The organism is Burkholderia cepacia GG4, assembly GCF_000292915.1.
Lineage (GTDB): Bacteria > Pseudomonadota > Gammaproteobacteria > Burkholderiales > Burkholderiaceae > Burkholderia > Burkholderia cepacia_D.
The window spans coordinates 2,499,244-2,523,644 of record NC_018514.1 but is presented as its reverse complement, the minus strand read 5'-3'; the positions used below and the strand labels follow the sequence as shown (position 1 = coordinate 2,523,644).

At 68.7% G+C, this 24,401-nt stretch carries 20 protein-coding genes; 18 read left to right on the top strand and 2 right to left on the bottom strand.

Annotated elements, in window-relative coordinates; translation table 11 throughout:
- Positions 1-4 precede the first annotated feature (4 nt).
- The 10 genes from GEM_RS26995 to GEM_RS26950 all read left to right on the top strand — a co-directional run bounded on the left by GEM_RS26995 (position 5) and on the right by GEM_RS26950 (position 11,474).
- On the top strand, positions 5-289 hold the full coding sequence (locus GEM_RS26995; RefSeq protein ID WP_014900602.1) for a hypothetical protein: 285 nt from the start codon (positions 5-7) through the stop codon (positions 287-289).
- A gap of 30 nt (positions 290-319) precedes the next feature.
- Entirely contained in the window at positions 320-1,288 is a 969-nt protein-coding gene (locus GEM_RS26990) for a WD40/YVTN/BNR-like repeat-containing protein (RefSeq protein WP_014900601.1), read from the top strand.
- Positions 1,289-1,337: 49 nt separating this feature from the next.
- Positions 1,338-2,816 (top strand): flavin monoamine oxidase family protein, encoded by a 1,479-nt coding sequence (locus GEM_RS26985; protein ID WP_014900600.1) that lies wholly within the window; start codon positions 1,338-1,340, stop codon positions 2,814-2,816.
- Positions 2,817-3,506, top strand: a complete 690-nt coding sequence (locus GEM_RS26980) for a c-type cytochrome (RefSeq protein WP_014900599.1) — start codon at positions 2,817-2,819, stop codon at positions 3,504-3,506.
- Positions 3,507-3,678: 172 nt separating this feature from the next.
- Entirely contained in the window at positions 3,679-4,809 is a 1,131-nt protein-coding gene (locus tag GEM_RS26975) for a saccharopine dehydrogenase family protein (RefSeq protein ID WP_014900598.1), read from the top strand.
- A 42-nt stretch (positions 4,810-4,851) separates the two neighbouring features.
- Positions 4,852-6,405, top strand: coding sequence for an AMP-binding protein (locus tag GEM_RS26970; RefSeq protein WP_014900597.1), 1,554 nt, complete (start codon positions 4,852-4,854; stop codon positions 6,403-6,405).
- A gap of 25 nt (positions 6,406-6,430) precedes the next feature.
- Complete coding sequence (locus GEM_RS26965; RefSeq protein ID WP_014900596.1) at positions 6,431-7,672, top strand: thiolase family protein; 1,242 nt, start codon at positions 6,431-6,433, stop codon at positions 7,670-7,672.
- A gap of 11 nt (positions 7,673-7,683) precedes the next feature.
- Positions 7,684-9,171, top strand: coding sequence for an NAD(P)/FAD-dependent oxidoreductase (locus GEM_RS26960; RefSeq protein ID WP_014900595.1), 1,488 nt, complete (start codon positions 7,684-7,686; stop codon positions 9,169-9,171).
- A gap of 166 nt (positions 9,172-9,337) precedes the next feature.
- Positions 9,338-10,012, top strand: coding sequence for a TetR/AcrR family transcriptional regulator (locus GEM_RS26955; RefSeq protein WP_014900594.1), 675 nt, complete (start codon positions 9,338-9,340; stop codon positions 10,010-10,012).
- Between the two features lie 172 nt (positions 10,013-10,184).
- Positions 10,185-11,474, top strand: a complete 1,290-nt coding sequence (locus GEM_RS26950; RefSeq protein ID WP_014900593.1) for an acyl-CoA dehydrogenase family protein — start codon at positions 10,185-10,187, stop codon at positions 11,472-11,474.
- A 70-nt stretch (positions 11,475-11,544) separates the two neighbouring features.
- On the opposite strand, the gene hchA is transcribed toward GEM_RS26950, so the two are convergent.
- Complete coding sequence (gene hchA, locus GEM_RS26945; protein WP_014900592.1) at positions 11,545-12,426, bottom strand: glyoxalase III HchA; 882 nt, start codon at positions 12,424-12,426, stop codon at positions 11,545-11,547.
- Positions 12,427-12,779: 353 nt separating this feature from the next.
- Here hchA and GEM_RS26940 point away from each other — a divergent pair, with 353 nt between their 5' ends.
- Both GEM_RS26940 and GEM_RS26935 read left to right on the top strand, forming a co-directional pair.
- Positions 12,780-14,444: a fatty acid--CoA ligase gene (locus tag GEM_RS26940; protein ID WP_014900591.1), complete on the top strand. Its 1,665-nt coding sequence runs from the start codon at positions 12,780-12,782 to the stop codon at positions 14,442-14,444.
- Between the two features lie 367 nt (positions 14,445-14,811).
- Positions 14,812-17,580, top strand: coding sequence for a LuxR C-terminal-related transcriptional regulator (locus tag GEM_RS26935; protein ID WP_041491035.1), 2,769 nt, complete (start codon positions 14,812-14,814; stop codon positions 17,578-17,580).
- Positions 17,581-17,607: 27 nt separating this feature from the next.
- Here GEM_RS26935 and GEM_RS26930 read toward each other — a convergent pair whose 3' ends face one another.
- Positions 17,608-18,480, bottom strand: a complete 873-nt coding sequence (locus GEM_RS26930; RefSeq protein WP_014900589.1) for a LysR family transcriptional regulator — start codon at positions 18,478-18,480, stop codon at positions 17,608-17,610.
- A 194-nt stretch (positions 18,481-18,674) separates the two neighbouring features.
- Between GEM_RS26930 and GEM_RS26925 the strand changes: the two genes are divergently transcribed.
- From GEM_RS26925 to GEM_RS26900, 6 genes are all read left to right on the top strand, one after another.
- Positions 18,675-19,712: an NAD(P)H-quinone oxidoreductase gene (locus GEM_RS26925; RefSeq protein ID WP_041490847.1), complete on the top strand. Its 1,038-nt coding sequence runs from the start codon at positions 18,675-18,677 to the stop codon at positions 19,710-19,712.
- 133 nt (positions 19,713-19,845) lie between these two features.
- Entirely contained in the window at positions 19,846-20,829 is a 984-nt protein-coding gene (locus GEM_RS26920; protein ID WP_014900587.1) for a LysR family transcriptional regulator, read from the top strand.
- A gap of 257 nt (positions 20,830-21,086) precedes the next feature.
- Positions 21,087-21,761 carry a histidine phosphatase family protein gene (locus tag GEM_RS26915; protein WP_041490846.1) on the top strand — a complete coding sequence of 225 codons (675 nt, stop codon included), beginning with the start codon at positions 21,087-21,089 and terminating at the stop codon, positions 21,759-21,761.
- 20 nt (positions 21,762-21,781) lie between these two features.
- On the top strand, positions 21,782-22,813 hold the full coding sequence (locus GEM_RS26910) for a phosphotransferase (protein WP_014900585.1): 1,032 nt from the start codon (positions 21,782-21,784) through the stop codon (positions 22,811-22,813).
- Between the two features lie 40 nt (positions 22,814-22,853).
- Positions 22,854-23,618, top strand: coding sequence for an SDR family oxidoreductase (locus GEM_RS26905; RefSeq protein ID WP_014900584.1), 765 nt, complete (start codon positions 22,854-22,856; stop codon positions 23,616-23,618).
- Between the two features lie 7 nt (positions 23,619-23,625).
- Positions 23,626-24,384, top strand: a complete 759-nt coding sequence (locus tag GEM_RS26900) for an SDR family NAD(P)-dependent oxidoreductase (RefSeq protein WP_014900583.1) — start codon at positions 23,626-23,628, stop codon at positions 24,382-24,384.
- The last annotated feature ends 17 nt before the right edge of the window (positions 24,385-24,401 follow it).

Sequence of the window (24,401 nt, the reverse complement as noted above, 5' to 3'; positions counted from 1 at the left end):
AGTCATGGTCAAGACGCTAGCTGCTTGCGCCGCACTTTGCATCGCGGCGGTTGCCTGCCCGCGATTTCATCAAGCGGTCGCGGACCGGACCGCGTCGGCGCATGCGTTCGCGACCGATGCAAGACGCGTCAGTGCGCGCAACGCCGTGGTCGACACACCGGGTGTCGCGCCGTCGTCGAACGACGGCAACGCCGAGCGGCAGGCAGCGGCCGCGCCGGATGCCGACAAGCCACCGATCGTTGCGCTTGGCGTAGCGCATGCCGGCTGGTCGGATCTGTTCAACCACTGATGCCCGCGCACACCACTTCGGAGACTCACCATGATCAAGACGCTAGTTGCCGGTACCGCGCTCTGCGCCGCCGCGACGGCCTTCGCGCAACCGCAGGACGGAACCGTCGCGGCCTGGGCCACGCAGCCCGCGCACGCATGGGCCGCGTCGACCCACATGATGCTGACGGATGCGACACGCGCCGGGTCGCGGATCGTCGCGGTCGGCGAGCACGGGATCGTGCTGCTGTCCGACGACGACGGCAAGACCTGGCGCCAGGCGCGCCGCGTGCCGGTGTCGGCGACGCTGTCGGCCGTGTGGTTCGCGGATGCGAAGCACGGCTGGGCGGTCGGCCAGTGGGGCGCGATTCTCGCGACCGACGACGGCGGCGACACGTGGGTCACGCAACGGCTCGACACAGCGGTCGACCAGCCGCTGTTCTCGGTGCTGTTCACGAATGCGCAGGACGGCATTGCCGTCGGCCTGTGGTCGCTGATGCTGCAGACGCACGACGGCGGCAGGACGTGGACGCGCACGACGCTGCCGAAGCCGCCGGGCGGCGGCAAGGCCGACCGCAACCTGTACCACGTGTTCACCGACGCCGCGCACGCGCTCTACGTCGTGTCGGAACAGGGGATGGTGCTCAAGTCGACCGATGCCGGCGCGAACTGGACCTACCTGCCGACCGGCGGCAAAGGCACGTTGTGGTCGGGCGTCGCGCTGCCGGACGGCCGGCTCGTGGTCGGCGGGTTGCTCGGCAGCCTGTTCGAGAGCCGCGACGGCGGCGCGACGTGGGCGGCGTTGAACCCCGGTACGCGCAGTTCGATCACCGATCTCGTCGCGACGGGCGGCGGGCTGGTCGGCGTCGGGCTCGACGGGCTGACGCTCGCGCAGCGCGTCGCGGGCGGCCCGTTCGACGTCGCGCAGCGCGCGGATCGCGCGACGCTCACCGCCGCGCTGATCGATGCGCGCGGCAAGTCGATCCTGTTTTCGCAGGACGGCGTGCTGGCTGCGCGGTGAGAGGAATCCGCAGACTGACAAGCAAGCAAGAAAGGATGGAGCACTGAACATGAATCGCAAGCACAAGCCGGACGCGCAGACCCGGCGCCAGATTCTGCGTCTCGCGGCGGTGGGCGCCGCGTCGCTCGCGGCCGGAGAGGTGTCGTTCGCTGACGGTGCGACGCCGGCAATGGCCGCGAGCGGCGTTCTCGACGTCGTGATCATCGGCGCCGGGCTCGCCGGACTTGCCGCCGCACGCGACCTGAAGCGCGCCGGGTGCGACGCGTTCGTCGTCGTCGAAGCGCGCGACCGCGTCGGCGGACGGACCTGCAACCACGACCTCGGGCACGGCGTCGTCTCCGAAGCCGGCGGCCAGTGGATCGGACCCGGCCAGACGGCAATCGCCGATCTGGCGCGCGAACTCGGCGTCGACACGTTCCCGACCTTCTACGCGGGCAAGACGGTCGTGCTCGCCGGCGACACGCGCGTCGCGCAGGATTTCCACGGCGGCTCGGGCGGCGATGATGCGATCGGCGCGAAGCTCGGCGCGCTCGCGCGCGGTGTGCCGTCGCGCGAGCCGTGGACCGCGCAGCACGCGGCGGAGCTCGACAAGCTGAGCTACGGCGACTGGTTGCTCAGGCAGGGCGTGACCTACGAGGACGGCTACTTCCTCGGCCTCGCAGCGAAGCTGTCGCTCGGCGGCGCGCCGGCGCAGCTCGGGCTGCTGCACTACCTGTCGATCATCAACAGCGCCGACTGCGACTACACGAAGCTCGAGTCGACCAAGGGCGGCGCGCAGGAAACGCGCTTCGTCGGCGGCTCGCAGGTGCTGAGCCTGCGGATGGCGAGCGAGCTCGGCACGAGGGTGCGGCTGTCCTGCCCGGTGCGCAGGATCTCGGGCTGGGATCGCGACGTCGTCGAGGTGCAGACCGATCGCGGCGTGCTCCGCGCGCGGCGTGTGATCGTCGCGCTGAATCCGGCGCTCTGCGAGCAGATCGTGTTCGATCCGCCGCTGCCGGCCGGCCGCGCGCAACTGCAGCGCAACTGGCCCGCGAATGCGCCGATGCGCAAGACGGTGCACGTGTACGAGCGGCCGTTCTGGCGCGACGACGGCTACAACGGGCAGATCTTCGAAGTCGGCGGCCCGGTTTTCATGGCGTACGACAACTCGCCGCCGGACGGCTCGGTCGGCGTGCTCGCCGCGTTCGTCGCGCCGGGGGCGCTGCCGGCAGAACCGAAGGCCGCCGAACGGATGCTGTCGACCGTGTTCGCGCGCGCGCTCGGCGACAAGGCGCTGCATCCGACGCAGTTCCACGACTACGACTGGGGCCGCGTCGATCCGTGGACGCTGCAGTGCATCCATCCGCTGCCGCCCGGCTTCTGGACGAAATGGGGCAAATACCTGCGCCCGGAGGCCGGCCGGCTGATCTGGTCGGGCACCGAGACGGCCGACCTGTGGCCCGGCTCGATGGACGGCGCGGTGCGTTCCGGGCACCGCGCGGCACTGCAGGCGCTCGGCAAGCTGGCCGGCCACACCGGGGAGGCATGAATGAAACGAACCTGGTTGATCGGCGCCGTGCTCGTGATCGCGGGCATGGCGGCAGCCGGCACGCTGTACGGCCCCGACCTGGTCGACGGCATGCGTTACGAGACGGCGATGACCGCGATCGGCGACGCGGACAAGGCGAACGGCGGCGCGTGGCCGCAGCGGCAGGAGACCTGCTTCTTCTGCCATGGCACGCACGGGCAGTCGCGGAACGCGTGGTATCCGTCGCTGTCGGGCCAGCCGGCGACCTACATCGCCGCGCAGCTGCGCGCATTCGCGAGCGAAGCGCGCCGCAACGCGTACATGGGGCCGCTGTCGCGCGAACTCGACGACGCGAAGATCGACGCGCTGGCGACCTATTTCGCGCGGCAGGCGCCTGAGCGCAACGAGGCGGTGCCGGCCGACACGGCGCTCGCGCAGCGCGGGATGGCGCTGGTCGAGGCCCGCAGTTGCCGGGCGTGCCACGGCGCGGCGCTGACGGGCCAGGACCACATGCCGCGCCTCGCGGGCCAGGGGCAGCTTTACCTGGAGGCGCAACTTGCGGCGTTCCGGACGGGCAAGCGTCACGATCCGAGCGGCGCGATGAACGGCGTGGCCGCGACGCTGTCCGGCGACGACACACGGGCGATTGCGCACTATCTGGCTGGCTTGTTGCCGGACGGTGTGGGTGGCGAGGGCGGCGCGGCCCGATGATGCGGACGGCGCATCAGGACCGGGAATACCCTGCCTTTTTCTTCGCCGTTAATTTTGTCATAGTGACCTAAGATTGGTAATGTGTTCTACAAAGAAGCACCCGAATGCGAAGCGGCAGTAGCGGACGTTCGTCCTACCCGATTTTCAACAACTCACGTTTCAGGAGACAACCATGGCTAAGCACCCCGTCGTCGTTTATGGCGCCAGCGGTTACACCGGCATGTTGATCATGGACTGGCTGATCGACCAGAACATCCCGTTCACCGCGGTCGCGCGCAACGCGGGCCGCACGAAGGACATGATGGCGCAGCGCGTCGTGCGCCTCGAATCGGCGCAATACGAAATCATCGAGGCCGAACACGACGTCGATGCGCTCGTGAACGCGTTTCGCGGCGCGAAGGTGGTCTGCAATACCGTCGGGCCGTTCTCGAGCTTCGGGCTCGTCGGCGTCGAGGCCGCGCTGAAGGCCGGCTGCCATCACCTCGATACGACCGGCGAGCAGTCGTATATCCGCGAGGTGCGCGACCAGTTCGGCGAGCTGTACCGCCAGGCCGGCCTGCTGGTGTCGTCGTCGAACGCGTACATGTACACGTTCGCCGAGATCGCCGCCGAACTCGCGCTCGAAACGCCGGGCATCGATGCGCTGGAGACCGCCACGCTGACGCGCGGCCCGCGCGGCGCGGCCGGCGTGAGCATCGGTTCGACCGCGACGATCTTCGACGGCGCACGCCACGAGTCCTGCTACCTGTGGGAGAAGGCGCTCGTGCCGCACGCGGCGGACGCGTCGTTCACCGTGGCGACGCCCGAGCTCATGCAGCCGGTGTTCTGCCTGCCGTGGGGCGGCACGTCGCTGCCCGTCTATTTCGAACGCGATGCGCGCGTGCGCAGCTGCATCTCGTGCGTCGGCTTCTACGACAACAACGTGATGAAGCTGGTGCACCAGTTCGGGCAGAAATGGGAAGCCGAATACAAGCACCTGCCGCGCGAGCAGCAGGACGCGATCCTCAAGCAGGTCGTCGATTCGACCACGCCGACGATGCCGCCGCGCGAGCGCACGACGATCCAGCGCAGCGTCGACTTCGCGATCGGCCGCGGCCAGCTCGCGTCGGTGCGCGCGACCGTGCACGGCATCACGCCGTACATCTCGACCGGCGCGATCCACGCGGCGGGCGTGCTCAAGCTGCTCGACGGCGACGTCGCGCGCACGGGCTTCGCCTCGGGCTCGAAGGCGTTCGGCCATCGCTACCTGCTCGGCTTCCTCGAACAGCGCGGGCTCGCGCGCGCGACGGTCACGCAACTGTGACGGCTGCCGCCCTGCCGAACCACATTCAACGGAACACGTGACATGGCCATTATCGATTTCTACGACCGCGGGTGGCGCATCAATCCCGCCGGCATCGCCTATATCCAGGACGAGCGCAGCTACACGTTCCAGGAGATCGGCGAGCTGTCGTGCCGCATCGCGAACGGGCTGCTCGCCGCCGGCTTCGCGAAGGAGGCGAAGGCGGCGGTGTGGGCGGACAACGACGTGACGGGCTGGAGCTGCGCGCTCGGGATGTGGCGCGCGGGGCTCGCATATATCCCGGTCAACGGCCGCAACGCGCCGGCCGAGAACCAGTACGTGCTCGACGCGTTCGACTGCGAGGTGCTGTTCTTCCACCGCGCGTTCGCGGACGCGATCGACGCGCTGCGGCCGAGCCTGCCGAAGGTTCGGCTGTGGGTGTGCATCGACGCCGACCTGCCGTGGGCGCCGTCGCTCGCGACGTGGAGCGAAGGGCAGCCGACGACGCCACCGGTCGTCCATTGCGCGATGGACGACGTCGTCACGGTGTCGGCCACCGGCGGCACGACCGGCCTGCCGAAAGGCGTGATGAACACGCACCGCTCGTTCCAGACGTACTTCGCGAACTTCATGATCGCGATGTCGTATGGGGCCGAGCGGCCGGTCAATCTCGCCGCCGCGCCGATGACGCACACCGCCGGGATGATGTCGTTGCCGTGCACCGCGCGCGGCGGCACGGTGGTCGTGCTGCCGAAGCCCGACCCCGCGCTGCTGCTCGGCGCGATCGTGAAACATCGCGTGACCGAGTTCTTCCTGCCGCCGACCGTGATCTACCGGCTGCTCGACATCCCCGGCATCGACCAGGTCGACTTCTCGTCGCTGCGTTACTTCCTGTACGGCGCCGCGCCGATGTCGGTCGAGAAGCTCAAGCGCGCGATCGACGTATTCGGCCCGGTGATGACGGGCGGCTATGGGCAGACCGAAGCACCCGCATCGATCTCGTACCTGACGCCGGCCGAGCATTTCGTCGACGGCGCGCTGGCGCCTGACGAACGGCTGGCGTCGGTCGGCCGTCCGAACCCGCTGGTGCGCGTCGAGATCATCGACGAGCACGGCGAGGTGCTGAAGCCGGGCGAGACCGGCGAGATCTGCGTGCGCGGCGACCTCGTGATGAAGGGCTACTACCGCGCGCCGGACAAGACGGCCGAGACGATCGTCGACGGCGGGCTGCACACCGGCGACATCGGCCATCTCGATCGTGACGGCTACCTGCACATCACCGACCGCAAGAAGGACATGATCATCAGCGGCGGCTTCAACGTCTATCCGAGCGAAGTCGAGCAGGTGATCTGGGCGCATCCGGCGGTGCAGGACTGCGCGGTGATCGGCGTGCCAGACGACAAGTGGGGCGAGGCCGTGAAGGCCGTCGTCGAGCTCAATGCGGGCCAGCAGGTGAGCGCCGACGAGCTGATCGCGCTGTGCAAGGCGCAGCTCGGCTCGGTGAAGGCGCCGAAGAGCGTGGACTTCATCGCCGCGCTGCCGCGCAGCACGGCCGGCAAGGTGCTGAAGAAGGACCTGCGCGAACAGTACTGGCGAGGCCAGCAACGCAGGATTTGAGCCTGATCGATAAGGACTACAGACGATGAGAAACATCTACATCGCCGGCATTGCGATGACCGTGTTTGGCAAGCACCCCGACCGCAGCGTCGAGGACCTCGCACGCGAGGCACTGCAGCGCGCGTTGCGCGACGCCGGCTGCCATGCCGATGCGATCCGTGCGGCGTTCTACTCCGGCATCACCAACGGTGCGCTGCAGGGGCAGCTGTCGATCCCCGGCCAGGTCGTGTTCAGCAAGATCGGCCTCGACGGCATTCCGATGTTCAACGTCGAGAATGCGTGCGCGTCCGGCAGCACGGCCGTGCACCTGGCCGTGCGCGAGCTGCAGGCGGGCGCGTGCGACGTCGCGCTGGCGCTCGGCGCGGAAAAGATGAACGTCGCGGACAAGGCGAAGTCGTTCGCGCTGTTCGAGGCCGGCTGGGATGTCGCGCGCGTCGACGACAATTTCGCGACGCTCGCGCGGCTCGGCGAAGGGATCGAGCCGCCGCCCGGCTCGGAATCCGAGCGGCCGTACAGCCGCTTCATGAAGATCTACGCGGCGATGTGCCGGCATCACATGCGCACGTACGGCACGACGCAGCGGCAGATCGCGGCCGTGTCCGCGAAGAACCACGCGCATTCGGTGCACAACCCGTACTCGCAGTTCCGCCAGCCGTTCACGATCGACGAGGTGCTGGCGGCGCCGCCGATCACGTATCCGATCACGCTGCCGATGTGCGCGCCGCTGTCGGACGGCGCGGCCGCGGCGATCCTCTGTACCGAGGAAGGGCTGGCCCGCATCGGCGCCGATCGCAGCCGCTGCATCCGGATCGCCGCGAGCGTGATCCGCAGTTTCACGCGCCGCCGGATCGACGAGCCGCACAAGCACATCGGCCGGCTCGCTGCGCTGCAGGCATACGAGCAGGCCGGCGTCGGGCCGGAGGACATGGATGTCGCCGAAGTGCACGACGCGTCGGCGATGGGCGAAATCATCCAGGCCGAGAACCTCGGCTTCGTGCCGCTCGGCGAAGGCGGCCCGGCCGCGGAGCGCGGCGAGTTCACGCTCGGCGGGCGGATTCCGATCAACCCGTCGGGGGGCCTCGAATCGAAGGGCCATCCGCTCGGCGCGACCGGCATCGGGCAGCTTTACGAACTGGTCACGCAGCTGCGCGGCGAGGCCGGTGCGCGCCAGGTGCAGGGCGCGCGCCATGCGATCCAGGAAAACGGCGGCGGCCTGCAGGGCATCGAGGAAGCGGCGCTGGCGATTCACATTCTCAGCCGGGATTGACGGAGGCGGACATGGGCGACGCATATGGTGTGACGATGGCCGGACACACAGGACCGGCGGAACGGCAGGCGGCGGAGCGCGCCGCGGGCGGCGTCGGCGCGGCCGCGTCGATGCAGGCGGCCGGGATGGAGGCGGCCGGCCCGCTCGCGCGCTGGGGCGAGGCAATCCGCGCGGACGCCGCGTTGCAGAAGTATCGTCCGATCGGTGGCTGGATCGAAGCGCCGGATCACGCGCAGCCGCCGCTCGAAGGCGACGTGCACGCGGACGTGATCGTAGTCGGCGCCGGCTTCGCCGGCCTGTCGACGGCGCTGGAGCTGGCCTCGCGCGGCGCGAGCGTCGTCGTGCTCGAGCGCGAGTTCGCGGGCTTCGGCGCGAGCGGGCGCAACGCCGGCTATCTCGCGGGCGGCCAGGGGCTCGAGTACGAACTGTTCGTCAAGCGCGTCGGGCACGAGCAGGCGAAGCGGATCGTCGGCTTCTACGACGAAGGCGTCGCCTATGTCGAACGCAAGCTCGCCGACTACGCGATCGATTGCGACTACCGCGCGTCGGGCATCATCCGCGCGGGCGTGCATCCGTCGCAGGAGAAGCGCTTGCGCGAGAGCATGGCAACCGGCATCGCGCTCGGCTCGCCCGCGCAGTTCCTCGACGGCGCAGCGATGCGCGCGCGCGGCATTCCGCCGGCTTTCCTGTTCGGTGCGTACGTGCCGGGCGGCGGCACGCTCGATCCCGGCAAGTACGTGACGGGGTTGCGGCGCGCGGCGCTCGCGGCCGGCGTGAAGCTGTATGAGAACACCGCGCTGCTCGGCTTCGACGAAGGCGAGACGGTGCGCGTGCGCACCGCGCGCGGCAGCGCGAGCGCGCCGGTTCTGGTGCTCGCGACCAACGCGTACACGCCGCAACTCGGGCTGCTCGGCGACAAGGTGATGCCGTTGCGCGTGTCGGCGCTCGAAACCGAGCCGCTGTCCGATGCGCAGCTCGATGCGCTGGGCTGGCCGAACCGCGAGGGCATCGTGACGCCGCACCTGACGATGGAAAGCCATCGCCTCACCGCGCGCAACACGCTGCTGCTGACGACCAAGCGGCTGCACTACGTGTACGGTTCGCAGACGCCGAACGTGGCGGACGACGACGCGTATCGCTCGCTCGCGAAGACGCTGCACGCACGCTTTCCGCAACTGGGCAACGTGCCGGTGCGTGCCTGCTGGAGCGGCTACATCTCGTTCGCCGGCGACGCGTTGCCGGTGGTCGGCGCGGCCGGCGCGCACCGCAACGTGTTCTACACGGCCGGCTGCTCGGGGCACGGTGTCGGCACGCAGTCGCTGATCGGGCGCGTGCTGGCAGAGCGCATACACGACGGGCAATCGCCGCTGCTCGACACGCTGACCCACAAGACGCCGTCGGTGCCGCCGGAGCCGCTGCGCTGGTGTGCGGTCAACGCGATGCTCGGCGTCGCGAACCTGCTCGACGAGCGCGTGAACCGCAAGGTGCGCCCGATGTAGCCCCGCACACGCTCGTTGCGACGCGGGAACGCGGATCCGGCCGGACCGCCCGGCGAAGGGGCGGCTCGATGGAAAATGAGGCTCGCATCGGGTATAGTCGTTTGCGCTCCGTAAGGTACGGAGCGTCCATTCGACGAAGCCGAACGCCATCTTCACGACGAACACGATGACAGTGTCCAACGAGCAGCGCAGCACCCGAAAGCGGCGCACTTCGACTGCTACCGCAGCAGCGGGCAACCCCGACGGTTTGCGGGCGCAAGGCCTGCGCACGCGCAACACGATCATTCGCGTTGCGCGCAAGCTGCTGCTGGAAGGCGGCCCGCTGGAATTCTCGCAGCGCGCGGTCGCCGCTGCGGCCGGGATCAGCGTCAGCAATCTGCAGTACTACTTCCCGACCCGGATCGCCGTGTTGCGGGCCGTCATCGAGCCGGTCATCGATACCTATCTCGAAGACATGAAGCGCGCGATCAGCAGCGACGCGTCGCCACGCGACGTGTTCGAAGAGATCATCCTGCGCTCGATCTCCGATGCGAAGGATGCCAAGTACAACGCACTGTTCCGGCATTTCCTGTCGTTCGCGGCCACCGACGACGAGTGCTTCAAGCTCTATGACGAGTGGTACGCGACGCTGACGCGCGACCTCGCGCAACTGCTGCGCGCGGTCAATCCGGCGTTCAGCGCGGCCGACAGCCGGCACGCGGCGACGATGCTGATCGCGCTTGCGGACGGCTTTGCGATGCAGTATGGCACCGGGCGGCATACGCAGGCGCTCGATGCATATTTCACCGCGACGTCGCGCGCGATCGCCTACGGCACGCTGACGGCGCCCGCGGGCAAATAGCCGCGCGAACCGCACAGCGGTGAATCAGGAAGAGACAGGGGAATACCCTGTCTTTTTTTTGCTTCCTGCGTTTGTCATTATGACCTATGTTTGGTATTTGTTACTAAATTTGGGATGGCCGGGTGCAGCTGCTGCCTGGTCGACATGACTGGAGTCCAGGAGGAGAACGGAGATGATTCGTCTGAACAAGTCTGCGGCGCTGCCGCTGGTCGGCTTGACCGGCTTCGAGACGCCGCTGAGCGAAGAGGAAAACGCGATCCAGCACACGGTTCACCGCTTTGCGCGCGACGTGCTGCGGCCGATCGGCCGCGAGCTCGACCGGATGACGCCGGAGGAAGTGATCGCCCCCGGCTCGCCGTACTGGGCCGCGATCGTCGAGAGCGCGAAGCTCGGGCTCGATCCGCAACTGATCGCGCAGTTTCCGCCTGAAACGGCGGTGCGCATCGAGTCGCTGATCGGCGAGGAGCTCGGCTGGGGCGATTCGGGCCTGGCCGTGTCGATCGGCGCCGCGACGATGCCGCTGATGATGGCGCATTCGGTCGGCAGCCCGGAGCTGGTCGAGATGTGCGCGGGCAAGGTCGGCTGCTGGATGAACACCCAGCCCGATCGCGGCTCCGACGCGGCGATCCTGTATCGGCAGGAACTCGGCGCGAACGGCCGGCAGCCGGTCGGCAACGTGACCGCGAAGGTCGGCGCCGACGAGATCGTGATCAACGGGCAGAGCTCCGCGTGGATCTCGAACGGATCGGTCGCGCAGGTCGCGCTCGCATACATGGCGGCCGACTACGGCGACGGGTTCTATGGCGAAGGCGAGCGCAGCATGTTCACCAACGGCATCGCGATGATCCTGCCGCTCGATCTGCCGGGCGTGTCGCGCGGCAAGCCGCTCGACAAGATCGGCCAGCGCTCGCTGCCGCAGGGCGAGATCTATTTCGACAACGTGAAGGTGCCGAAGCGCTTCGCGATCGCGTTGAAGGACGACTACCTCGGCAACCTCGCGTCGACGTGGTCATACGCGGGCACGCACATGTGCCAGGTGTTCGTCGGCGTCGCGCGTGCGGCGTTCGAGCTTGCGCTTGCGTATTGCCACGAGCGCAAGCAGGGCGGCGTGCTGCTGATGGATCACCAGATGACGCACCTGCGCATCGGCGAGATGCTGCGCCGGCTGGAGATGGCGCGCGCGATCGCGCGGCGCAGCCTCGCGTTCTCGCGGATGTCGCCGCAGAGCCATCCGTACGCGACCGCGCAGGCCAAGGTGAGCGTGACCGAGGAAGCGATGAAGGTGACGCACGAGGCGTTTCAGCTGTTCGGCGGCAACGGCACCACGCGCGAGTTTCCGATCGAGAAGCTGTTCCGCGACGTGCGCTCGGCGCTGATCGAGGACGGCGAGAACTACATCCTCGCGTCGCGTCTCGGCGTGCTGGCCGGCGAGCTCTATCAGAACGGGTGGACGCGGGAGTAAGCGGCGCAGTGCCGACCTGCGGCACGCCGCGCCCCGGCAGAACGCCTGCCGGGGCGCGGCGTGCGCGACGTCAGTTCCCCACTTCCTTCAGCAGTGCGGCGGCCGCGAGCTTGCCGATGCCGTTGGACGCGAGCGGACTGTCGCCCGTGATCAGCTTGCGGTCCTGATGGCAGCGGCCGGTCATGTCCTTGTTCAGCACGCGCGCGCCGAGCTTTTCAAGGCTCTGCGCGACGAGCCACGGCAGCGGGCCCGGCATGTAGCCGATGTCGAGGTTCGGCCCGGTGTCGAGCGCGTCGGGAAATACGCACATCTCGTAGTCCTTGAACGGGTAGTCCTGCGGCGCCTCGCCGACCGCCGCGGACAACAGGCACGCGGGCCCGTGACACAGCGTGATGATGTGCCGGTCGTTGTCGAGCGCCCACTGGAGGGTTCGCTTGACTTCCTTGCTGTGCGGGATGGCGGCGAGGACGCCGTGGCCACCGGGAATGAACACCGCGATATACGGCGAATCGGCGCCGAGATCCTGCTCGAGCACGTCGGACAGCTTGAGCGGCGTCTTGAGCTTCGACAGGTATTTCTGGTACGTGCCCTGCACGGCTTCGTCGTCCTGCGGCATCGCCCACAGTTCGAGCTTGGCCGGGTTGCCCGACAGCGTCGCGACATCGATCTCGAAGCCCGCCTTGTCCATGTGATGCATCGGCAGCAGCATCTCGACCGGATGGTTGCCGGTCGAGAACATCTTGCCGTTCGTCATCAGGATGTAGCGCTCGTCGGTCGCGATCATCAGGACTTTCCATTTGCCGCCCGTGTACGGATTCGGGTAATCCGCGCCGTCGAAATCGGTCTTCGACGACGTGTACTGCGACAGCGAATACGGCGACGGAAAGTACGCGTTGTTCTCCGCGTGATCGGGCGCGGGTGCCCGGTCCATCTGCGTCGTTTCGGAAGTCATGGCTGCTCCTTGCTCGGGGATGGGTTCAGGGGGGCATGGGCCAGCCGGCGTGCGGTCCCGATACGCAATCCGGAACCGGCGGCGCCGGCCCTCCGTTCGTGCCGGGTCGTGCGGACGGGTACCCCACAGGGAGGCTACGCACTGCGATGAATCCTACAACGCCGTCTTGCGGCGCAGGCCCCCCCGAACAGGTGGGTGGCGCGCCGCGGCCGTCGTGCCGCCAGTACCAGGGATCGACAGCCCGGCCGTTCCCCCGGCAGCCCTCCCCCTGACAGGGGGGGGCGCGAAACCCGACCCGTCCGGTATCGTGGCCGCAATCGCGACGACCGGCCCGGTCGCTTATGGAGACAGTCATGAATTCGTCATACCCCTGCCCGGACGACGGCGCGGCCCCGGCCGCGCATGCGTACCCGCTGCTGATCAAGCAACTGCTTCATGCGCCGCTGGCGACGCGGCCCGAGCAGGAGATCGTGTACGGCGACCGGGTCAGGCACGACTACTGGACGTTCCGGCACCGCATCGGCCAGCTCGCGAGCGGACTGTCGTCGATCGGTGTCGGCGCGGGCGATGTCGTTGCCGTGATGGACTGGGACAGCCATCGCTACCTGGAGTGCTACCACGCGATTCCGATGATGGGCGCGGTGCTGATGACGGCCAATGTCCGGTTGTCGCCCGACCAGCTGCTGTACACGCTCAACCATTCGGGCGCGCGCGTCGTGCTGGTTCACCGCGACTTCCTGCCGCTGCTGGCGGGCCTGCGCGACCGGCTGGAGACGGCGCGGCACTTCGTGCTGATCGCCGACGGCGACGCAGGCGGCCTGCCGGACGGTTTCGCCGACGAATACGAGCGGCTCGTCGCGGCCGGCTCGCCCGACTTCGCGTTTCCCGATTTCGACGAGCAGACCCGCGCGACGACGTTCTATACGACCGGCACCACCGGGTTGCCGAAGGCCGTCGCGTTCACCCATCGCCAGCTCGTGCTGCACACGCTCGCCGGCATGGCCGCGTTGTCGAGCCCGCGCGAGCGCGGGCGCGTGCATCGCGACGACGTGTACATGCCGATCACGCCGATGTTCCACGTGCACGCGTGGGGCATGCCTTACATTGCGACCGCGCTCGGACTCAAGCAGGTGTATCCGGGGCGCTACGCACCGGACGGCTTGCTGGCGCTGATCGCGCGCGAGTCTGTGACGTTCTCGCACTGCGTGCCGACGCTGCTCGGCATGATCCTCGACAGCCCGGCGTCGGCCGCGGCCGATCTGTCGTCGTGGAAGGTCATCGTCGGCGGCTCGCCGCTGCCCGAAGGGCTGGCGCGGGCGGCGCTTGCGCGCGGCATCGAGGTGTACACCGGTTACGGGATGTCGGAAACGTGCCCGCTGATGACGATCGCGCAGGTCGATGCGCCGCTCGCGGCCGGCGACGCGCCGGACGACGATATCGCGCGCCGGACCAAGGCGGGGGTGCCGCTGCCGCTCGTCGACCTGCGCATCGTCGACGCGCAGTTTCGCGACGTGCCGCACGACGGCCGGTCGGCGGGCGAAGTCGTCGTGCGGATGCCGTGGGCGACGCAAGGCTACCTCGGCGACGCGTCGGCGTCGGCGGCGCTGTGGGCCGGCGGCTACCTGCACACGAACGACATCGGCGTCATCGATCCCGATGGCCGGCTGCAGATCACCGACCGGATCAAGGACGTGATCAAGACGGGCGGCGAATGGGTGTCGTCGCTCGAGCTCGAGGACATCCTGTCGCGCCATCCGGCCGTGCGGGAATCGGCCGTGATCGGCGTGAAGGACGCGCGCTGGGGCGAGCGGCCGCTCGCGCTCGTCGTGCTGGCCGACGACCATGTCGGGCGCGTCGAACCGGCGGAGCTGCAAGCCCATGTGAAACAGGTGGCCGACCGCGGGCTGATCTCGCGATATGCGGTGCCGGAACGCCTGCTGATCGTCGACGCCATCGAGAAGACGAGCGTCGGGAAGATCAACAAGCGCGCGCTGCGCGAGCGCTACCAGCCCGACTGAGCGGCGCGCCGGCCGCCGCGTCCATTCATCGCCAGGCCTTGCGGGAAGCCGCGGCGTCGCCGGCGGCGCGGGCCGCCCGCTGCCGTCCAGTCAGGATGAAGCCACTTTTCCGCCCGAGGTAGCCCCCCGAATGGGGGGCTGAACATCGCGCGTCCGTTCAAGAACAATGCGGGTCCTTTGCCGTCGACCGTGACGCGCCGCCGCGAGCGCGCGCGCCGGTGCGGACATCACCTATTTTGACGGCCGGCGCCGAATCGCTATGCTGTTTCGGCGCGCGGCGCAACCCGGCCCGGGCATCCGGCCGGGCCGCCGGCTGCGCTTTCCGGGCGGGCGGACACGCGCACAGCGCGAGGAGAACGGGAACAGCATGACGCCGAGGGACAGCAGACAGCCGGCCGGCCCGGCGGACGCCGACACGATCGAAGTGCTGGTGCGCACCAAGCTCGCGCCGGCGTCGACCCGCGGGATCGTGTCGCGCATGGCCCGGCTCGGGCGGCTCAGGCGCGGCCTCGACCGCCGGCTGACGCTCGTCTGCGCGCCGGCCGGTTACGGCAAGACGACGCTGCTGGCGGAGTGGCGCAACGCGCTGGTCGAGTCGGACGTGAAGGTCGCATGGGTGAGCCTCGACCAGGACGACGACAACGCGTCGATTTTTGCGTCCTACGTGGTCGCGGCGATCGTCGCGGCGACCGGCGGGGTCGGCACGCGCGCGCAGCAGCTGCTGCGCGACCGCGCGTTGATTCCGCTGCAGATCGTGTTCGACGAACTGCTCAACGAGCTGGAGAGTTCGGGCGTCGAACTGTTCCTGATGCTCGACGACTTCGATCGCCTCGCGTCGCCGGTCATCCACGGCGCGATGTTCGAGCTGCTGCGCTATGCGCCGTCGAACCTGCATGTCGTGCTGTCGTGCCGTTCGGTACCGGCATTGCCGCTCAGCTACTTCGAGTCGCGCGACCAGCTCGTGCGGGTGGACGAGAACGACTTGCGCTTCGACGACGCGGAGACGCACATGTTCTTCGAGCGGGTCGCCGGCAAGCCGCTCAATCCGGACAGCGTCGGGCGCCTGCGCACGGCGACCGAAGGCTGGGTGTCGGGCCTGCAACTGGCGGCCCTTGCGCTGCACGACGACAGCGACGCGGCGCGCGTCGCCGAACAGGTCAGTCACGCCCGCGCCGGCATCGCGGCGTACCTGAACGAGAACGTGATGACGCAGGTGCCGGACCCGATCCGTCAGTTCCTGCTGCACACGGCGGTGCTGGACCGGATGACCCCGGCGCTGTGCGACGCGCTGACCGGCCGGGACGATGCGCTCGACTGCCTCGAGTGGCTGAGCGCGCACAACCTGTTCATCCGGTCGATCGACGGAGACCGCCGGCGCTATCGTTACCACGCACTGTTTCTGCAATACCTGCGCGAGGAACTGGCACTGCGCGAGCCCGGTGTGGTCGCCGGGCTGCAGCGCCGCGCGAGCGAATGGTATGCGGCCGAGCGGCAATGGCCGGACGCCGTCCGGCACGCGCTCGCGGCCGGCGATTTCGACGCGGCCGCCGGCTGGGTCGAGGCGTGTGCGATGAAGCTGATCGCGTCGAGCGACGTGCGCACCGTGCTCGACTGGGTATCGCGCCTGCCCGGGCAGGCGCTGGCCGGCCGCCTGCGGCTGCGCATCGCGCATGCGTGGGCGCTGGCGCTGTCGATGCAGATGGTCGACGCGCGCCGCGCGCTGGAGGCGCTCGAAGCCGACATCGAGGCCGGCTGGCTCGACACCGATGCCGTCACGGCGACCGAACTGCTGGCCGTCCGCTCGCTGATCGCCGCGCTGTCGGATCGCAGCATCGAGTCCCTGCACCTCGGCGAGCGCGTGCTCGCGGCCGGGCCGCCCGCCGGTTCGTGGATCGAGCAGATCGGGCAGACGACGCTGAGTTTCGGGCTCGGCTACGCGGGCCGCCTCGACGACGCGCGGGATCTCCGGGCGCGGGCGGAGCGCGCGGCGTCCGGCCACGAACCGCTGTTCGCGCACGTGTACCGCCAGAACATGTCCGGCCTCGCGGAGTTCGTCGCAGGGCGCCTGCACGACGCGTCGAAGACCTTCGAGACGGCGCTGCGCGGCGCCGAGCGGGCGGCGGGGCGCCTGTCGGCGGCAACGGCGCTGTCGGCCGGCTACCTGTCGGCGATCTACTACGAATGGAACGACTGGCCGAAGGTGCGCGACGCGCAGGCCGACCGCTTCGACATCGCGATGCAGGCGTGCTCGCTCGGGCCGCTGCTGAGGTTCGTGCAGACCGCCGCGCAGCTGCAGTTCCAGTCGGGGAACGACGCGCGTGCGCACGAACTGCTCGACGAGGCCGACCACGTCGCGTGCAGCCGGCAATGGCTGCGGCTGCGCGTCGCGTGCATGGCGACCGGCATCCGGTTTCACCTGACTGCCGGACAGCCGACGCAGGCGCATCGCGTGGGGCGGGCGCTCGCGTCGCTGGTGACGGCCGCACCGCCGGAGCAAACCTCGAGCGAGGTCGAGACGTGGCAGATGGCGCAATCCGCGCATGCGCGGCTCCTGCTCGCCGACGCGCGCGCGGACGAGGCCGCGCAGGTCATGGCGACCGTGCACGAGGTGCTTGCCGCGCGCGGGTTCGACTGGCTCGCCGCGCAGGCGGCCGTGTTGCGCGCGGTGGCGTGCGAACAGGCGGGCGACGAGGATGCGGCGCTCGAGGTGCTCGCCCGCGCGCTCGAATACGGCCAGGGCAACGGGCTCGTGCGCACCTTCGTCGACGAGGGGGCGGTGGTCGAGCGGATGCTGGCGCGCGTGCAGAAGCAGGTCGAGCGGTTTCCTGCACTCGGCGGCGCATGGTATCCGCGCGAGCTGGTGCGCGCGTTCGACGCGCAGCGGGCCGCGAGCGCGACGCCGGCCGCGCGGCCCGGCGTGGCCGGCAACCTGAGCGCGCGGGAAGTCGAAATCCTCGACTACGTCGCGCGCGGGCTATCGAACAAGGAGATCGCCCGTGCGCTGCGCGTCGCGCCGGAGACGATCAAGTGGCATCTGAAGAATATCTTCGAGAAACTCAATGTCACGTCGCGCATCCAGGCGGTGCGCAGCGGCCTGGCGCTCGATGCGTCGCGCACGCGACCCGGTGACGAATGAACGGCGGCCGTCCGCCGGCGATCGGCGTCACCGATGCGCGGCAAACGCAGCCGTGATCTCGTCGATCATCGCGCGAATCCGCGCGGTGTGCCGCAGGTCACGGTGCGTCACGAGCCACACTTCGTACGGCGACTCACGGACGCGTTCCGGCCACACCCGCGCGAGTCCGTCGCGCTCGCCCATGTGGACGGGAATCTCGCCGATCCCGAGGCCCGCGCGTAGCGCGGCACGCATCATCAGGTTCGAGTTCGTGCGCGTGACGATGCGGCCGTCGCCGATCGGCTCGCCGGCGAGCGTCGGCGTACGGCTCGCGTCGATGTACGGCTGGTAGACGACCAGGTCGTGTCCCGCGAACGCGTGGCCGCGCTCGGGCTCGCCGTGCCGGTGCAGGTAGTCGTGCGATGCGAACAGGCCCGCGTCCCAGCGCGCAAGACGGCGTGCGACGAGATCGGGATTGTCGGGCCGCACCGTGCGGACCGCGATATCGGCTTCGCGCTTCGCGAGACTCAGGATTTGCGTCGACGTGTTCAAGGCGACCGAGACGTCGGGATGCTTGGCATGCAGCCGCGCGATCGACGGCATCACGAATTCGAGCGCGAGCGCATCGGTCGTCGTGATCTTCACCTCACCGGCGAGCCGCCGGTCGACCCCTTGCGTCAGCCGCACCAGCTCGTGTGCGTGCTGCTCCATCGCCTCGGCGGCGCGGAGCGCCAGTTCGCCGACCGGCGTCGGCAGATAGCCTTTCGACGAACGCAGGAACAGCGTGGCGCCGAGCATGTGCTCGAGCGTCGCGAGCCGGCGCCCGACCGTTGCCTGATCGACGCCGAGCGTCTGTGCCGCGCGGCGCAGCGTGCGCTCGCGATGAATCGCAAGGAAGACACGTGCGTCGTCCCAGTTCATCGTTGGTCCGGACTGATGCATTTTTGCATTCCCCGATCGGCAATTCGCTGCGTGCCTGCAAGCGGCATCGCCCCTAGACTGGCTTCACACACATTGCGATGCCGCGATTCCGGGATGGCCCGCGAATCGGCTGCACAGCGACGAACGTTGAGGATCATATCGTGAATGATGACGTGAAACCCCTTCCTGCCGACATGACCGCGATCGAGATCGTGCATCCCGGCGGCCCCGAAGTGCTCGTGCCGACCACGCGTGCGGTGCCGTCGCCGGGCCCCGGCGAAGTGCTGATCCGCATTCACGCGGCCGGCGTCAACGGCCCCGACGTGTTCCAGCGCAAGGGGCTGTACGATCCGCCTCCCGGCGCGTCCGATATTCCCGGTCTCGAGGTCGCGGGTGAAGTCGTCGCGATCGGGCATGACGTCACGCGGTTCGTGATCGGCGATCGTGTCTGCGCGCTGATTCCGGGCGGTGGATACGCGGAATACGCGGTCGCGAACGAGAGCAATACGCTCGCGATTCCGGACGGCCTCGGCATGGCGGAGGCGGCGGCAATGCCGGAAACCTTCATGACGGTCTGGCTGAACCTGTTCCAGCGCGGCCGGCTCGCGGCCGGCGAAAGCGTGCTGATCCACGGCGGCGCGTCCGGTATCGGCACGACGGCGACGATGCTGGCGAAGGCGTTCGGCGCGTCGAAGATCATCACGACGGTCGGCTCGGACGCGCAGCGCGATGCGAGCGTGCGTCTCGGCGCCGATCATGCGATCGACTACCGCAACGAGGACTTCGTCGACGCGGTCGCGCGCTTCACGGACGGCAAGGGCGTCGACGTGATCGTCGACATCATCGCCGGCGACTACGTCGCGCGCAATTTCGCGGCGGCCGGGATGAACGGCCGCATCGTGCAGATCGGCGTGATCAACGGGCCGGCCAAGGAACTCGATTTGTTCCCGATGCTGACGAAACGCCTGACGCATATCGGCTCGACGCTGCGCTCGCGCACCTACGCGGAGAAGGCGCAGATCATTCGCGAGCTGGAGGAGGCCGTGTGGCCGCTGATCCGGCAAGGGAGCGTCAAGCCGCAGGTGTACCGGATGTTCGAGCTTCGCGATGCACGCGCCGCGCACGAGCTGATGGATTCCGGTCGTCATATCGGCAAGATCGTGCTGGTGACGCCGGCGGCGGATCGATCGCTGCAGGCCGCCGTCGACGCAAACGCCAAGCATTCCACATGAACGGTCGGCATTTCAGCCCCCCGGTCGGGGGGCTGAAGCTGCGTCGGCGAATGCCGGACAATCGGTAGCACTGAACGCATCGCCGTGCCCGGCCGGCGCGCGGCGCGGATGCCGCGATGGACGAAGAGTCGAAATGGACATGCTCGAGAACATGCAGACGTTCGTGCGCGTCGTGCAGGCCGGCAGCTTCACCGCCGTCGCGAAACAGACCGACGTCGCCACCGCGCAGGTGTCGAGAGCCGTCGCGAGCCTGGAAGCGTATGCGCAGATTCGCCTGCTGGACCGGACCACCCGGAAGATCGCGCTGACCGACAACGGGCGTCGCTACTTCGAACGCCTGCTGTCGATCCTCGGCGACGTCGATCAGGCCAATGCCGAGGCCAGGAACGCACTGGTGCGCCCGTACGGGCGCTTGCGCGTGCACACCATGCCCGGACTCGGGCAGAGTCACGTGACCGCGTCAGCGGTCGCCTATCAGGCGAGTTTCCCCGACGTCGCCATCGAGATGACCTATTCGCAGCGGATGCCGAATCTCGTCGAAGAGGGCTACGACGTGTCGATCGTCACCGCGTCGAGCCTGCCCGATTCCGGTTACATCGCGCATTCGTGCGGCAGGTCCTACAGCGTGCTGGTCGCGTCGCGCGCCTATCTCGATCGCTGCGGCGTGCCGTCGACGCCCGCCGATCTCGCGAACCATACCTGCCTGCGCCTCGATACGCCCGCGGAAGCGAGCGGCGAATGGCTGCTGCACGGCGCCGGCGGCGAAACCGTGTCGCACGCCGTGCTGGCCGCGCCGTTCCAGGCGAATGCGCCGGAAGCGCTGTCGATCGCGCTGCGCGCCGGGCTGGGCATCGGTTCGCTCGCGATCTATTCGGTCGTCGACGACCTGCGCAGCGGACGGCTCGTCCGCGTGCTGCCAGACTACCGGCTGACGATGCTCGAGGTGTACGCGATGTACGCGTCGCGCCGCTTCCTGGATGCCAAGGTCCGTACCTTCGTCGACCACTTGCGCGCCACGCTGGCCCCCGCGCTGAAAGCCGACGAGCACGCACTCGCCGCGCTCGCGGTGCCGTGCGGCCGCGAGCGCACACGCACGTGGTCCGTCGCCGCGGCCTGATGGTCGGCGATGCGCCGTTGCCCCGTTTCCCGTTCAGGGCGCGTACCGAGCCTCTCCCCCTCCTGGAAGTGTTCGACACACCGTGGCTGCTCCTGCAATTCTTGTGCCGCTGCGTGCGGGGGCCGGCGAACGCACCCCGTCCAGATACCCGAAATTCATGAAATGAATACCGACTGATTCAGAAAATAAATTTCAAAAATGCAGGCCCGGTCGCTATGCTGGGCCTTCGGTATCACACTGACTCTGGCGGGCATGCAATGGCTGAACTCTTTCTGGTACGGCACGGGCAGGCGTCGTTCGGCACGGACGACTACGACCGGCTGTCCGCGGCAGGCGAGCAGCAGGGCGTCTGGCTCGGCGAGTACTTCGCCGCGCAGGGCCTGACATTCGACCGCGTGATCTGCGGCACGATGAACCGGCATGCGCAGACGGTCGACGCGATCCTGCGCGGGATGAATCGCGAGGGCGTGCCGGTCGACCGCCATCCGGGCCTGAACGAATACGACTTCCACGGGCTGTTCGCGGCGGCGGCCGGCGACTATCCGGAGATCGCGCGACTCGCGGCCGGTTCGATGAAGGAGTACTTTCGCGCTCTGCGGCAGGTGCTGCACCTGTGGGCCGACGACCAGCTCGGCGACACGGCGCCCGAGACCTGGACGCATTTCCAGCAGCGCGTCGCCGACGCCCGCGCCGCGATCCGGCACGGCGGCAACCAGCGCGTGCTCGCGGTGAGTTCCGGTGGCCCGATCGCGGTGACCGTTCAGCAGGTGCTCGCCGCGCCGCCGTCGAGCGCGATCGCGCTGAACCTGCAGATCCGCAACAGCAGCCTTTCGCAGTTTTTCTTCAACGCCGAAGCGTTCCACCTGGCGTCGTTCAACGGCATCCCGCATCTCGAGGATCCCGCACGGCGCACGTGGCGCACCTACGGCTGACCCTACGAACGATCGCGACGATGACGAATCCTTCCCAGCCCCTCGACGTAGCCCGCCTCACGCGCTATCTGGAAGCGCACGTGCCGGGTTTCGAAGGCCCGCTCGACCTCGAGAAGTTTGCCGGCGGCCAGTCGAACCCGACCTTCCTGCTGCACGCGAAGAGCGGCCGCTACGTGCTGCGCCGCCAGCCGCCCGGCGAACTGCTGAAATCCGCGCATGCGGTCGATCGCGAATTCCGCGTGCTGAGCGCGCTGTCGGGCACCGCGGTGCCGGTCGCGCATCCGTATCACCTCTGCGAAGACCGCGACGTGATCGGCAGCATGTTCTACGTGATGAGCTTCGAGGACGGCCGGATCTTCTGGGATCCGGCGCTGCCGGAACTGCCGAAAGACGAACGCGCGACTTGCTACGACGCGCTGCTGCGCACGATGGCCGCGCTGCACGACGTGGACGTCGACGCGGTGGGCCTCGCCGACTACGGCCGCCCCGGCAACTACTTCGAGCGCCAGATCGGCGTGTGGACGAAGCAGTATCGCGCGGCGGAAACGGAGCGCCTCGACGCGATGGAGACGCTGATCGACTGGCTGCCGAAGGCGTGTCCGGAAGACACGGGCCGGCCCGCGCTGGTGCACGGCGATTTCCGGATCGACAACCTGATGTTCGCGCGCGACGGCTTTCGCGTGCAGGCCGTGCTCGACTGGGAACTGTCGACGCTCGGCAACCCGCTCGCCGATCTCGCGTATTTCTGCATGTGCCTGCGGCTGCCGTCGGGCGGCCAGGTACGCGGGCTCGCGGGCCAGGATCGTGCCGAACTTGGCATTCCTGACGAAGCCGCGATCGTCGCGCGCTATTGCGAACTGCGCGGGATCGAGCCGATCCGCGACTGGCATTTCTATCTCGCGTTCAGTTTCTTCCGGCTCGCCGCGATCGCGCAAGGCGTGAAGGCGCGCGCGCTGCAAGGCAATGCGTCGAGCGAGCAGGCGCTGCGCGTCGGCGAAATGGCCGGCCGGCTGGCCGAGCTGGCGGTCGGCGTGATCGACGCACACCGCTGAGCCGCGACACGACAACACATCAATGGAGGAGCACAGCAACATGGCAACGAATCTGTTCGACCTGACGGGCAAGATCGCCCTGGTGACGGGCGCGAGCCGCGGCATCGGCGAGGAAATCGCGAAGCTGCTCGCGGAGCAGGGCGCGCACGTGATCGTGTCGAGCCGCAAGCTCGATGACTGCCAGGCGGTCGCGGACGCGATCGTCGCGGCGGGCGGCAGCGCCGAAGCGCTGGCCTGCCACGTCGGCCGGCTGGAAGACATCGCCGCGACGTTCGAGACCATCCGCGGCAAGCACGGCCGGCTCGACATCCTCGTGAACAACGCGGCCGCGAACCCGTATTTCGGGCACATCCTCGATACCGATCTCGCCGCGTACGACAAGACCGTCGACGTGAACATCCGCGGCTACTTCTTCATGTCGGTCGAGGCCGGCAAGCTGATGAAGGCGAACGGCGGCGGCGCGATCGTCAACACGGCGTCGGTGAACGCGCTGCAGCCGGGCGACCGGCAGGGCATCTACTCGATCACGAAGGCTGCGGTCGTCAACATGACGAAGGCGTTCGCGAAGGAGTGCGGGCCGTTCGGCATTCGCGTGAACGCGCTGCTGCCGGGCCTGACGAAGACGAAGTTCGCGGGCGCGCTGTTCGCCGACAAGGACATCTACGAAACCTGGACGGCGAAGATCCCGCTGCGCCGCCACGCGGAGCCGCGCGAGATGGCCGGCACGGTGCTGTACCTCGTGTCGGATGCGTCGAGCTACACGAACGGCGAATGTATCGTCGTCGACGGCGGCCTGACCATCTGAGCGCGCGATGAAAATCGACAGCTACGCCGGGCAGGCCGTGATGATCACCGGCGCCGCGAGCGGCTTCGGTGCGCTGCTGGCGAGCGAGCTGGCCGCGATGGGCGCGCGGCTCGCGCTCGGCGACCTGAACGACGCGGCGCTCGAACGCGTGGCCGCGCCGCTGCGTGCAGCCGGCGCCGACGTGATCGTGCAGCGCTGCGACGTGCGCATCGAAGCGGACGTCGCGGCGCTGGTCCATGCGGCGGTCGCGCGCTTCGGACGGCTCGACCTCGGCATCAACAACGCGGGCATCGCGCCGCCGCTGAAGGCGCTGGTCGATACCGACGAAGCCGATCTCGACCTGAGCTTCGCGGTGAACACGAAGGGCGTGTTCTTCGGGATGAAGCACCAGATCCGCCAGATGCTCGCGCAGCGCGAAGGCGTGATCCTGAACGTCGCGTCGATGGCCGGGCTCGGCGGCGCGCCGAAGCTGGCCGCCTATGCGGCGTCGAAGCACGCGGTGGTCGGGCTCACCAAGACGGCCGCGCTCGAATATGCGCGCCACGGCATCCGCGTGAACGCGGTGTGCCCGTTCTACAGCATGACGCCGATGGTCACCGACAGCGACATCGGCGAGCGCCAGGACTTTCTCGCCCAGGGCTCGCCGATGAAGCGGCTCGGCCGCCCCGACGAGATCGTTGCGACGATGCTCACGCTGTGCGCGAAGGAAAACACCTATCTGACCGGGCAGGCCGTCGCCGTCGACGGCGGTATCTCGGCCTTCTGAACGAACGGAAAACGGAA